At 69.0% G+C, this 12,584-nt stretch carries 12 protein-coding genes; 6 read left to right on the top strand and 6 right to left on the bottom strand.

Features of this window, described 5'->3' with window-relative positions; genetic code table 11:
• The first annotated feature begins 89 nt into the window (after positions 1-89).
• Positions 90-1,061 (top strand): LysR family transcriptional regulator, encoded by a 972-nt coding sequence (locus tag LRH25_RS27415; protein WP_211361450.1) that lies wholly within the window; start codon positions 90-92, stop codon positions 1,059-1,061.
• A 7-nt stretch (positions 1,062-1,068) separates the two neighbouring features.
• On the opposite strand, the gene LRH25_RS27420 is transcribed toward LRH25_RS27415, so the two are convergent.
• The 5 genes from LRH25_RS27420 to lplT all read right to left on the bottom strand — a co-directional run bounded on the left by LRH25_RS27420 (position 1,069) and on the right by lplT (position 6,176).
• A complete protein-coding gene (locus tag LRH25_RS27420) occupies positions 1,069-2,265 on the bottom strand; it encodes an amino acid aminotransferase (RefSeq protein WP_141288940.1) in 1,197 nt (398 codons plus the stop codon).
• A gap of 69 nt (positions 2,266-2,334) precedes the next feature.
• A complete protein-coding gene (locus LRH25_RS27425; RefSeq protein WP_231012914.1) occupies positions 2,335-3,453 on the bottom strand; it encodes a DUF2332 domain-containing protein in 1,119 nt (372 codons plus the stop codon).
• Positions 3,450-3,938 (bottom strand): glutathione peroxidase, encoded by a 489-nt coding sequence (locus tag LRH25_RS27430; protein WP_141292012.1) that lies wholly within the window; start codon positions 3,936-3,938, stop codon positions 3,450-3,452. The genes LRH25_RS27425 and LRH25_RS27430 overlap by 4 nt, the downstream gene beginning before the upstream one ends.
• 80 nt (positions 3,939-4,018) lie before the next feature.
• A complete protein-coding gene (locus LRH25_RS27435) occupies positions 4,019-4,891 on the bottom strand; it encodes a DMT family transporter (protein ID WP_231012915.1) in 873 nt (290 codons plus the stop codon).
• Positions 4,892-4,898: 7 nt separating this feature from the next.
• Positions 4,899-6,176 (bottom strand): lysophospholipid transporter LplT, encoded by a 1,278-nt coding sequence (gene lplT, locus LRH25_RS27440; protein ID WP_141290768.1) that lies wholly within the window; start codon positions 6,174-6,176, stop codon positions 4,899-4,901.
• 165 nt (positions 6,177-6,341) lie between these two features.
• Here lplT and alr point away from each other — a divergent pair, with 165 nt between their 5' ends.
• From alr to LRH25_RS27465, 5 genes are all read left to right on the top strand, one after another.
• The gene (alr, locus tag LRH25_RS27445; RefSeq protein WP_231012916.1) at positions 6,342-7,466 is read left to right on the top strand and encodes an alanine racemase; all 1,125 of its coding nucleotides are present in this window, start codon (positions 6,342-6,344) and stop codon (positions 7,464-7,466) included.
• Positions 7,467-7,533: 67 nt separating this feature from the next.
• A complete protein-coding gene (locus LRH25_RS27450) occupies positions 7,534-8,028 on the top strand; it encodes an acyl-CoA thioesterase (RefSeq protein ID WP_141292022.1) in 495 nt (164 codons plus the stop codon).
• Positions 8,029-8,032: 4 nt separating this feature from the next.
• Complete coding sequence (gene arfB, locus LRH25_RS27455) at positions 8,033-8,431, top strand: alternative ribosome rescue aminoacyl-tRNA hydrolase ArfB (RefSeq protein ID WP_141292023.1); 399 nt, start codon at positions 8,033-8,035, stop codon at positions 8,429-8,431.
• Between the two features lie 62 nt (positions 8,432-8,493).
• On the top strand, positions 8,494-9,588 hold the full coding sequence (locus LRH25_RS27460) for a TrmB family transcriptional regulator (RefSeq protein WP_231012917.1): 1,095 nt from the start codon (positions 8,494-8,496) through the stop codon (positions 9,586-9,588).
• 171 nt (positions 9,589-9,759) lie between these two features.
• Positions 9,760-11,139, top strand: coding sequence for an FG-GAP-like repeat-containing protein (locus LRH25_RS27465; RefSeq protein WP_141291477.1), 1,380 nt, complete (start codon positions 9,760-9,762; stop codon positions 11,137-11,139).
• A gap of 195 nt (positions 11,140-11,334) precedes the next feature.
• On the opposite strand, the gene LRH25_RS27470 is transcribed toward LRH25_RS27465, so the two are convergent.
• Positions 11,335-12,534 (bottom strand): LysR family transcriptional regulator, encoded by a 1,200-nt coding sequence (locus tag LRH25_RS27470; protein ID WP_310742448.1) that lies wholly within the window; start codon positions 12,532-12,534, stop codon positions 11,335-11,337.
• Between the last annotated feature and the right edge of the window lie 50 nt (positions 12,535-12,584).

Consider the following 12,584-nt stretch of genomic DNA (forward strand, 5'->3'; position numbering starts at 1 on the left):
GATGGGATGAATACTAGGGTTTTCCCTCCGCATGGTCTACTGAATAGTGTGCAGCATAGGTATGCATGCTGCTTATATGACTGCCGTCCGTGAACTTTCGCACCCTGGACCTGAACCTGCTCCGCATCTTCGACACGGTGATGGCCGAGGGCAGCCTGACGCGCGCGGCCCAGGTGCTTGCGATGACGCAGCCCGCCGTCAGCCATGCGCTGAAGCGCCTGCACGATGCCGTGGGCGAATCGCTGTTCCAGCGCAGCGCGCGCGGCATGAAGCCCACGGCCAAGGCCGAGGCCTTGTGGCCGCAGGTGCGCGCCGCGCTGGCTGGCCTGCAGCAGGCGCTGGCGCCTGGCACTTACGACCCGACCGCCGAACCGGTGAACTTCCGCCTGGCGATGGTCGACGCGACCGCCGTGCTGCTGATGCCGCGCGTCATCAAGAGCATCGAAACCCAGCGTGCGCTGGCCAACCTACGCGTGCAGCCGCTGACCACGCGAGACCCGCGCCAGTTGCTGGAGCAGGGCGAGGCCGACCTTGCGGTGGGTTATTTCCCGGACGTGATCGCCGCACTGCGCTCGCAGGGCGATGACGCGACGCTGCGCCAGCTGCGCCTGTATGACACGCGCTACGTCTGCGTGATGCGCCAGGGCCACCCGCTGGCGCAGGGCGCGCTGACGCTGGACGACTTCTGCGCCGCCCATCACCTGCTGGTCAGCTTTTCAGGCCGGGCGCATGGCTTCGTGGACCAGGCCTTGTCCGGCCTGGGCCGGCGCCGCCGCATCGTGCTGACAGTGAACCAGTTCCACACCGCTGGCCAGGTGGTCACCAGCTCGGACCTGCTGACGGTGCTGCCGCGGCGCTTCCTCGCGGCAACCGGCTACGAACACGGCCTGGTCATCAAGGCCTTGCCGTTCCAGCTCGGCCGGGTGCATGTGGACATGCTGTGGCACATGCGCCGGGACGCGGACCCGGCACATGCCTGGCTGCGCGGGCTGATCGCGCAAGGGCCGCTGGCGGCCGATCCGGACGAGGCCGTCGTCCGGGTCGATGAATCGGCTGCTTGAACCGGCCTCAGTCCGCCAGCACCGCCGCCATCGCCTGCGCGGTGCGCTCGACGTTGTGGCTGTTCAGCCCGGCCACGCACATGCGGCCCGAACGCAGGATGTAGACGCCGAATTCCTCGCGCAGACGGTCCACTTGCTGTGGCGTGAGACCGGTGTAGCTGAACATGCCGCGCTGGGTCAGGAAGTAGCCGAAGTCGCGGCCCGGCACCTTCGCGCTGACGATGGCGTGCAACTGCTTGCGCATCGCCTGGATGCGCTCGCGCATGGCATCCAGCTCCAGCGCCCAGGCGCTGCGCAGCTCGGGCGAGCCCAGCAGCGTGGCGACGATCTGGCCGCCGTGCATCGGCGGGTTCGAGTAGTTGCGCCGCACCGTGAACTTCAGCTGGCCCAGCACCAGCGCCGCCTCGGCCTTGCTCGGGCAGACCACGCTCAGCGCGCCACAGCGCTCGCCGTACACGCTCATGCTCTTGGAGAAGGAGTTGGCAACGAAAAACGCCAGCCCGGCGCTCGCCAGTGCGCGCACCGCAAACGCGTCCTGGTCCATGCCGTCGCCAAAGCCCTGGTAGGCCAGGTCCAGGAAGGCCAGCAGCTCGCGCTCGCGCAGCACCGGGATCAGCGCTTCCCACTGCGCCGGTGTCAGGTCCACGCCGGTCGGGTTGTGGCAGCAGGCGTGCAGCAGCACCACGCTGCGTGCCGGCAGTTCGCGCAAAGCGGCCAGCATCGCGTCGAAGCGCAGGCCACCGGTGGCGGCGTCGTAATAGGGGTAGGTGTTGACGGTGAGGCCGGCGCCTTCGAACACCGCCTTGTGGTTGTCCCAGGTCGGGTCGCTGACCCAGATCGCGGCGTCCGGGAACCACTGCTTGATGAAGTCCGCACCGACCTTCAGGCCGCCGCTGGAGCCCACGCTCTGGATGGTGGCCACGCGGCCTTCGGCCAGTGCCGCGTGATCGGCGCCGAACAGCAGCTTCTGCACCTCGGTGCGGAACGCCGCCAGGCCTTCCATCGGCAGGTAGGGCTTGGGACCCGTCTGTTGCGCCACGCGCTGCTCGGCTTCGCGCACCGCCGCCATCACCGGGATGCGGCCTTCGTCATCGAAGTAGATGCCGATCGACAGGTTGATCTTGTCCGCCCGCGGGTCCTTCTGGAAGTCTTCGTTCAGCGAAAGAATGGGGTCGCCAGCGTAGGGCGGGATGTGCGCGAACATGCGGAGGAGTCCTGTCTGGGTGAGGGAAACAAGCGGATTGGCATTATCCCGCCGGGACCCTCCCCGTGTTCAGCCCCGCCATTCCAGCCACGCGCCATGCGGGTGCGAGCGCGCCAGCAGCCGGGTCTGCGGCACTTCGGGCCCCGGCTCGGTCAGCAGCCAGAAGGTCTGGTTGGCGGGCGACGTGCCGGGCTCACCCGGCACCGGCGTGGTCGCCAATGCCAATTCGGGTGCCAGCGGCTGGTTGTGTTGCGCGCCCTCTGCGCTCAACCACAACAGACCGCGCTGCTGCACCAGCCGCTGCACGCGTGTGACATGCGCCGCCAAATCGGCCGGCGCGAAATAGAACAGCACCCAGCTGTTGAACAGCACCGGCACCACGCCGGCCGGCAGTTCGTCCAGCCAGCGTTCCAGCACCGCCATCCCGTCCTCCGCCTGGATGACCGCTGGCCGCAGCGCGCGGGTCTCGGCCACCGCCATCGCCAGCCGGCCCCGCCGCGGCGCGTCCGAGGGCCACAGGCAGGCCATCAGCCAGCGCAGCGCGTCTTCGTCCTGCACGTCGATGGTCGCCTGGTCCACGCCGCAGCGCGCAGCCAGCGTCCAGCTCGGCGGCGCCTCCAGCGCTTCGGGTGCAGCGCCAACGACGCGGCAAGGCAAGCCGCCCGACGCATCGCCGCGGTAGTCGCAGCGATAGCGGTCCACCGCCAGGTTCAACCCGGCGCTGCAACCGAAGTCGAACAAGGCCAGCCGCGGTCCGTGATGGCGCGCGATTTCGTCCAGCGCAGGCTTGAGCGCCGTGCAGCGGCCAATCTCGTTGGTTTGCGTGCGGCGGGTGGCGATCAGCTCGCGCAATGCAGTCGCATGGGCGTTGGCAAACGCCGCCAGCGCGGCTGGTAGCGCCGGGTCGTCCGGTGACCGCGTTCCACCCACGCTGGCGTACCAGCCGCCCAGACCGTTCGCGCTGCCGGCCTGCAGCACCTGGTAATGCAGCGCCGCGAGGATCAGGTTCGGCAGCCGCTGTGTCGGCGGCGCCGCGTCCAGCAGTTCGAGCAGGCCTGCCGAGCGCGCGATCAGCCGGCACAGCGGCGGGTACAGCGGCTCATCGGCAAATGCGGCACCGCTGTTGTCCAGCAGCGCGGCCTGCGGATGGTCCGCCAGCGGCGCGTCGAACGAGGGCGCCGCGATCATGCGGCCAGCGCGGCCTCGATGTCCTTGGCCAGCTTCTCCGGTGCGTCCTGCGGGGCGTAGCGCTTGAGCACCTGGCCGTTTTTGCCGATCAGGAACTTGGTGAAGTTCCACTTGATGGCCTCGATGCCCAGCAGGCCTGGCTTTTCGCCCTTGAGCCAGCGGTACAGCGGCGTGGCTTCGTCGCCGTTGACGTCGACCTTGGCCATCATCGGGAAGTCCACGCCGTAGTGCAGCTGGCAGAACGAGGCGATCTCGTCGTTGCTGCCCGGATCCTGCGAGAGGAACTGGTTGCTCGGGAAACCCAGCACCGTCAGGCCGCGGTCCTGGTAGTCCTTCCACAGCTTTTGCAGGCCTTCGAACTGCGGCGTGAAGCCGCACTTGCTGGCGGTGTTGACGATCAGCAGCACCCGGCCCTGGTACTGCCTGAGCGGCACGGTTTCGCCGGTGATGGCCTTGGCCTCGAAGTCATAGACGCTGTCGCTCATGGAAACCCCGATCCGAAACGCAAAGGTGACGGATGGTAGCGCCGGCCGCGGCGTTCAAGGTCGCACCGCGGTGGGTGCCTTCAAGGCCGCAGCGCGGCCAGTGCTGCGCCGGCGACGATCAGCGCACCGCCCAGCGCCAGCTGCGGCGTCAGCACGCCGGCACCCAGTGCCAGCGCCGAGCCGGCGGCCCACAGCACCTCGGTCAGCATGATCACCGAGGTGACATTGGCCGGCAGCCGGGATGCGCCGTATTGCAGCGCCAGGTTGCTGCCCAGGTAGACCAGCGCCAGCCCGAGCACGCCGGGCAGCCAGCCGGCGGACAGCGGCGGCAGCGCGGGCACCGTCAGCACCTGCGTCAGCACCAGCGAGACCAGGCAGCCGCCGAGGAACATCGCCAGCCCGCGGCCGCCTTCGCTGCGCTGCGATTCGCGCCGCAGCATGATGTTGTTCAGCGCAAAGCTGAAGCCGCCCGCCAGGCCCAGCAGGTCGATGGGCTGGACCTGGCTCAGGTGTTCACCGTCGGCCGGCCACAGCACGAGCACTGCGCCGGCCAGCGCCAAGGCCACGCGCAGCAGCGCGGCACGGGTGACCGGCTCGTGCAGCACCAGCCGCGCCAGCACCACGGTCCACAGCGGCATCAGGTAGAACAGCAGCACCACGCGCACCACGTCACCGGCGGTGATGCCCCAGTTGAAGCAGGCGTTGGTGGTGCCGGCGGCGAGCAGGATCAGCCACAGCGTGGGCTGGGTGGCCAGCTCGCGCCAGGCGCGGGGCTTCCACAGGCCAATGGCCACCACCGCCAGCGCGAAGATCACTGCGGTGGCCCACAGCGGGTGCATGCCCCTGGCCTGCAGCGCGCGCATTGGCCACCAGGTCAGGCCCCAGATCATCGCGTTGAACAGCAGCGCGGCCACGGGCCGGCGCGCCGCGTATGCGGCAGGCGTCGCGCTCATCGGCAGCTCAGTGCCGGTCGCTGCGGGCGATGGTCAGCAGCCGTTCGACCTCGGCCTGGTGCGCAACAGTGTTGCGCAGGTGCCAGCGGCGGATCATCCACATCAGCCCGGCCACGCCGATGCCAAACACGGTGATCGCCGAGAAGGCCGACAGGCCGACGCGCGTCATGCCGGTGTAGAACGCGCCCAGGCCCAGGATGCAGGCCTGCTCGTTGAAGTTCTGTACCGCAATCGAGCGGCCGGCGCCCATCAGGTTGTGGCCACGGTGCTGCAACAGTGCGTTCATCGGCACCACCAGGTAGCCGCCCAGCAGGCCCAGCAGCATCAGGAAGGGTGCTGCCACCCAGACGTTGGTGATGAAGTTCAGGCCGATCACCAGCAAGCCCATGCCAATGCCCAGGGGAATCACCGTGGTTGCCTTGTCCAGCCGCACCCGCATCGAAGCAGCCACGGCGCCGACGGCGGTGCCGATGGCCACCACGCCGACCAGGCTGGAAGCCTTGGTGGTCGAGAAGCCCAGCGCCACGGCGGCCCAGGCGAAGACGATGACCCGCAGGTTGCCCGAGACGCCCCAGAACAGCGTGGTCGTGGCCAGCGAGATCTGGCCCAGCCGGTCGGCCCACAGCCGGGTGTTGCAGTGGCCGAAGTCGCGTACCAGGGCCAGCACATTGGTCGTCATCGGCTGCAGCGGCGCGTCGGTGCGCGGGATGCGCAGGTTGAAGATCGCCGCGATCACGTAAAGCGCGACCAGCGAGGCAATCGCCGCTTCCGGCGGCGTGTCGATGCCGGTGTCTATCATCGGCAGGTCGAAGCCCAGCAGGATCGGCGAGATGTGCGGGCCGACCAACTGGCCACCCAGCAACACGCCCAGGATGATGGAGGTGATGGTCAGGCCTTCGATCCAGCCATTGGCCTGGACCAGCTGCGAAGGCGGCAGCAGTTCGGTCAGGATGCCGTATTTGGCCGGCGAATAGGCCGCGGCGCCCAGGCCGACAATGGCGTAAGCGAACAGCGGATGGCCGCCGAACAGCATCATCAGGCAGCCCACGACCTTGATGCTGTTCGAATAGAACATCACCTTGCCCTTGGGCACGGCGTCGGCGAAGGCGCCGACCAGCGGCGCCAGGATCACGTAGAACAGCGCGAACATCGGCGTCAGCGCCGGGATCTGCCAAGGGGCAGCGCCGGAGCTTTTGAGCAGTTCGATCGCGCCGACCAGCAATGCGTTGTCTGCCAGCGAGCTGAAGAACTGCGCTGACATGATGGTGAAAAAGCCTTTTTTCATGCAGGGCAGAGCGGTGCTGGCGTCGGGCTTGTGTCGCGGTAGCGGCCCGTTCGTCTCGCGAAGTCTCCTTGTGAGCGAGGGCGGTTTATAGCACGGGGGTGGGGCGCGGCCGCCGCGGGGCGGCTGGCACAATCGCCGCGCCAAGGAAATGCTGCGCCGCCCGTCATGCCCCGTCCGATCGAAGCCCTGATCCATCCCGATGCCCTGAGCCACAACATTGGCCGGGCCCGCGACTTCGCGCCCGATGCCCGGGTCTGGGCTGTGGTCAAGGCCAATGCCTACGGCCACGGCATCGAGCGCTGCTTCGACGCGCTGCGTGCGGCCGACGGCTTTGCGCTGCTGGACTTCGCCGAGGCCGAGCGCCTGCGCGCGCTGGACTGGCGCGGCCCCATCCTGCTGCTGGAAGGCTGCTTCGAGCCGCGCGACCTGGAGCTCTGCTCGCGCCTGAACCTCTGGCACGTGGTGCACCAGCCGCAGCAGATCGACTGGCTGGCCGCGCACAAGACCCACACGCCGCACCGCGTGTTCCTGAAGATGAACAGCGGCATGAACCGCCTGGGCTTCAAGCCGGACGCCTTCCGCGCCGCCTGGGCCCGGCTCAACGTGCTGCCGCAGGTCGAAGAGATCTCGCTGATCACCCACTTCTCCGACGCCGACGCCGACCGCTTCGGCCACAACGGCATCGAACACCAGCTCGCCACCTGGCTGGCCACCACGCATGACCTTCCAGGTGAGCGCTCACTCGCCAACAGCGCTGCAACGCTGCGCCATCTTGCCAACGCTGGTGCCCGCTCCGACTGGGTGCGTGCCGGCATCATGAGCTACGGCAGCGCACCGGATTTCCCCGAGCACGACATTGCCCACTGGAACCTGCGCCCGGCCATGACGCTGCGCTCGCAGATCATCGGCATCCAGGAACTGCAGCCCGGCGACAGCGTGGGCTACGGCAGCAGCTTCGTCGCCGAGCAGGCCATGCGCGTGGGCACCGTCGCCTGCGGCTATGCCGACGGCTACCCACGCCACTGCGGCACCGGCACGCCCATCCTGGTCGACGGCGTGCGCACCCGCACCATCGGCCGCGTCTCGATGGACATGCTGGCGGTCGACCTCGGCCCGGTGCCGGCCGCGCAGGTCGGCAGCGCCGTCACGCTGTGGGGGCACGGGCCGCGCGGCAGCGTGCTGGCCATCGACGAAGTCGCCCGCGCCGCCGGCACCATCGGCTACGAGCTGATGTGCGCGGTCGCGCCGCGCGTGCCGGTGCGGGTGCTGGGCGACGGCGAAACACCTTGAGCCCTTGGCGCGGCGCTTGCTGGCAGCCCTGGCCGCCCCGCCCTTTTCACCTTACCCCGCAGCCGCCATGGACCAGCCCTCCCACCAGCTCTCGATGACCGTGCTGATGACGCCCGACATGGCGAACTTCAGCGGCAACGTGCACGGCGGCACCATCCTGAAGTTCCTCGACCAGGTCGCCTACGCCTGCGCCAGCCGCTACGCCGGGCGCTACGTGGTCACGCTCAGCGTCGACCAGGTGATGTTCCGCCAGCCCATCCATGTCGGCGAGCTGGTCACCTTCCTGGCCGCGGTGAACCACACCGGTACCTCATCGATGGAAATCGGCATCAAGGTCGTGGCCGAGAACATCCGCAGCCAGGTCGTGCGCCACGCCAACAGCTGCTTCTTCACGATGGTTGCGGTCGACGACCACGGCAAGCCCGCGCCGGTGCCGCCGCGCCAGCTCGTCACCGAAGAAGAAAAGCGCCGCGCCGAAAACGCCAAGGTCCGCCGCCAGCTGCGCACCGAGATGGAACAGCGCCAGCGCGAAGTGCGGCAGGCGCCGCCACCCACGGCCTGACGTGATACCGCCCAAGGTGGACCCCAGCGAGGTCGAGTTCCACGCGATCCGCGCCCAGGGTGCCGGCGGCCAGAACGTCAACAAGGTCTCGAATGCGGTGCACCTGCGCTTCGACGTGGCCGCCTCCAGCCTGCCCGAAGCGCTGAAGGCGCGCCTGCTGGCGCTGGCTGACCAGCGCATCACCGAAGGCGGTGTGATCGTCATCAAGGCGCAAGAGCACCGCAGCCTGCCGATGAACCAGGCCGACGCGCTGGCCCGGCTGCAGGCCATGGTCGACCAGGCCGCCCACGTGCCCAAGGCCCGCCGCGCCACCAAGCCAACCAAGGGCTCGCAGCGCCGCCGGGTCGATTCCAAGGTCAAGCGTGGCGCCATCAAGGCCGGCCGCGGCCGGGTCAGCGACTGATCGCCCTGCGGCAGCCAAGTAACCAGCGCCTCAGCGCGTGAATGCGGCCTGAAAAGACATTCTTGATCGACAAGGTCAGCCTGATGGGCGGCAGTCCCTGCGGTAACCTCGCCGAGGTGACCCTGCCTGATCCTTCCGATGTTGCTGCGCCTGCGGCTCGCCCGGTGCGCGGCACCGCTGCTGCACCGACGCTGCAGACCCTTGGCCTCAGCGTCGAGGCCGAGGCCCTGTACCGCACGTTGCTGCGCCTGCCCGGCCTGTCGGGCCTGACGCTGGCGCCGCACTTGGCGGGTTGGCCGCCGGCCGAGGTCGAGCCGGCGCTGGTCTCGCTGCAGCAGCGCGGGCTGGTGCGCTGCGAGGGGGGGCAGGCCTGGTTCGCGACCGCGCCGGAGGTGGCCATCGAGCTGCTGCTGATGGAGCGGCAGGTCGAGCTGAACCAGGCGCGGCAGGTGCTGCCGGACCTGCAGCGCGAGCTGATGCGCGGCGAAGGCCTGGCGGCATCCGACGCGGTGCGGCTGGTGGCGGCCGAGGCCGAGGTGCAGCTGTCCGAGTACCTGCAGGTGCACCATGCCGCCCGGCGCGAGGTGGCCATCGTGATGTGCCCGCCGTTTGTCGTTTCGGCACCAGACGCGATGGAGGCTGCGCGCGAGCAGGCCCGGCGGCGCGGCGTGCGCTACCGCACCCTCGTCGGGCCGGAGCTGCTGCAGTGGCCGGGCTGGCACGAGGCCGTGCGCCAGTCCCGTGCCGCGGGTGACGAGGTGCGCGTGCACGCCGGCCTGCCGTTCAAGATGGTGCTGGCCGACCGCATCTGCGGGCTGATCCCGCTGCGCAGCGAGGCGCCCGAAGGCCCGGCGCTGCGGCTGGGGCCAACCGCCGCGCTGGATGCCCTGTGGGCGCTGTTCGAATCGCTGTGGGTCCAGGCCGCACCTGCCCTGGAGCCGCCGGCAGAAGGCCAGCAGGAGGCCGGCGACAAGTCGCTGCACGCGCTGGTCACGCTGCTGGCCTCGGGCGCCAACGACAAGACCATTGCCGGCGTGCTGGAGATTTCCGAGCGCACGCTGCTGCGCCGCATCCATGCGCTCAGCGACCAGCTGCAGGCGCGCTCCCGCTTCCAGTGCGGTTGGCTCGCCGCAGGCCGCTTTTCGCGCGACTTCTGATCGTCGCTGGTGCATGCCGCGCCGCCCCGCGCGGCCGGCGTGTCGGGATTGTGAAATGTCAGGAATCCGCCAGTCCGCTGCGCATCCATCTGCCCTCCAATGCCGTCACACCGCCGTTGCAGACCCCGACAGCTGCAGCCCGGATCACCCACAGATCGACGGAGTTGAGAGATGAAGATGATGGACTCATGGAAGCGCGCCACGCTGTGCGCAGCGCTGCTGGCCCTGGCCGGCACTGGCGTGGCGCAAGCCACCACCAAGGATGGCCTGGTCGACCAGCAGATGCTGGGCACCGCTGCGAACCAGCAATTCGGCTCGCTGCTGAACGTGCAAGGCGACTTCAACCACGACGGCATTCCGGACCTGGTGGTTGGCTCGCCGGCCGGCACTGACATGCGCGGCGCCGTGGACATCTTCTACGGCAAGGCCAAGGGCGTTGCGCAGCAGGCCGCCTTCCACTACGAGGGCCCGATGGCCTGGGCCCAGGTCGGCGCCTCGCCGGTGGTGGCCGACGTGAATGGCGACGGCTATCCGGACCTCATCGTCGGCGCGTCCAACTACTCCGGCGTCCAGCAATACAGCGGCGGCGTGCTGGTCTTCTTCGGCAAGGAACACGGCGTCTCGGCCGAACCCAAGCAGATCCTTGAAGGCCCGTCGACCAATTCGTTCTTCGGCTTTCGCATCCGCTCGCTGGGCGACTTCAACCACGACGGCTACGACGACATCGCCGTGGGCGCGATGGGCGCCAATGGTAGCCTGGGCCAGATCTACATCTTCAAGGGCGGCCCCAAGGGCCTGAAGAAGAAGCCGGTGAGCACGCTGGCCGGCGCCGCGCCGTGGATCTACTTCGGCCAGATGTTCGACGTGGGCGACGTCAACGGTGACGGCATTGCCGACATCATCGTCGGCGCCAGCAGCCCCACCGGCGGCATCCCCGGCATGACCTGGATCTACCACGGCACGCCCACCGGCTATGCCAACCGCGACGAGACCTTGTTCGCTCCGGTTGCGCTGGACGACACCGCCATGTTCGGCAGCAACGTCACCTTCCTCGGCGACGTGGACGGCGACGGCTTCGGCGACCTGGCCGTGGGCGCCCCACGCTACGCCGATGGCACCAGCTCGGGCATGGTCTCGGTGTTCTACGGCAGCGCCACCGGCCCGTCCGGCTCTGTCCGCACGCAGACGATCACCGCGGGCAGCGGCAAGCTGCTGTTCATGGGCGACAACATGCTGGGCCAGCGCGATTTCAACGGCGATGGCCATGCAGACCTGGTCGTCGGCACCTCGTCCTTCGCCCGGCCCAACGACGAGACCCAGCCCTTCCCCGGCGCGATCTGGGTCTACCGTGGCACGGCCACCGGCTTCGACACCGCGCACATCTACAAGCTCAACGGCGCCAAGAACACGCGCGACGAGTTCGGCATGAGCCTGGAAGTGGGCGACGTGAACGGCGACGGCGCGCCGGACCTGCTCACCGGCTCCGGCGTCTACAGCGACACGCTGAGCCAGCAAGGCGTTGTGCGCGTGATCTTCGGCTTGCCCAAGTGATGCAGGCTCCCGGCCTTGCGCAGGCGCGAGGCTGTTCGCCGCCGGCTGCGCGGCGTTTTCCTATCGCCCATCCAGGCCCAACAGGCCTGGGGCGGTGACGGTGGCGTGAAAGCGTCACCTCACCGGCTGCCGCGGCGGTGGCAGCGGGCGGCCCCATGCGGCGGATTCAGCCGCGCCGGCGCCTGCGGCAGCTGATCAGGCTGCCAGGACCTGCGGTGGTTGCGGCAGCGGCTGGGCGGCGGGCGTCGCCATGCCGTCCTGCAGCACCGGCGCCATGCCTGGCAGCTTGGATGGCTGGGCGGCCTGGCCACGCTTGGCCAGCCAGGCGGCGGGCTGCGGTTGTGGCAGCGGCTTGCCCTGGGCCCGCGCCAGCTTGCGGGCCTGGTGTTCGCCGTCAAGCTGGGCGTACCAGTTTTCGAGTTCCAGGCAGGCGTCCACCTCGCCATTGGCTGCCCGGGCCTTGCAGCAGGCGGCCAGCAGCTGTTCCTCGGCGTCGGTGTGGCGGGCGAACAGGTCGGCCACCCAGTCGACGAAGACGCGCAGCTTGGTGCTCAGGTGCCGGTTGGGCGGGTAGACCACGTACAGCGGCAGCGGGTCGGACTCCCAGTCCGTCATCAGCGGCACCAGTTCGGCCGCGTCAATGTGCGGCTTGAGCATGAAAAATGGCGCCTGCACCACGCCCAGGCCGGCCAGGCCGGCGGTCATGTAGGCGGTGCCGTCGTTGACTGACAGCCGGTAGCGGCCCTGCACCTCCACGCGTTCGCCCTTGCGGTTGAAGTCGAACGAGAACTGCCGGCCAGTGCGCGACGAGAAGTAGCTGACGATCTTGTGGTCGCCGCTTTCCAGGTCGCGCGGATGCAGTGGCAGCCCGTGCTCGCGCACGTAGGAGGGTGCCGCGGCGCAGGCATAGCGCCAGGCACCCACGCGGCGCGCCACCAATGATTGGTCGGTGATCTCGCCACCGCGCACCACGCAATCCACGTTGTCGCCCACCAGGTCCACCGGCCGGTCGCTCACGCCCAGGTCGATCTGGATGTCCGGGTAGCGGGCGTGGAACTCCGGCAGCGCCGGGATCAGCAGCAGCCGCGCGACCGAAGACGCCACGTCGATGCGCAGCCGCCCGCGTGGCGTGGCGCGCGCATGCGAGATCGAACCTTCCAGCTCGTCGATCTCGCCCAGCAGCCGGCTCACCCGCTCGTAGTAGGCCGCGCCGTCTGGCGTGACCGTCACGCGGCGCGTGGTGCGGTTCAGCAGCTTGACCTCCAGGTGTTCCTCCAGCGACTGGATCAGCCGGGTCACCGCGGCCTTGGGCAGTTCCAGCGAATCTGCCGCCTTGGTGAAGGTGCCTGCCTCGACCACGCGCGCAAACGCCTGCATTGCACTGAGCTTGTCCATCCAGCATCCCTTCGTTGACCTGAGACGTCATTGTTTCACCAGCCACAAAA

It is taken from the genome of Ideonella azotifigens, from assembly GCF_021043325.1.
In the GTDB taxonomy this organism is placed as follows: domain Bacteria; phylum Pseudomonadota; class Gammaproteobacteria; order Burkholderiales; family Burkholderiaceae_C; genus Ideonella; species Ideonella azotifigens.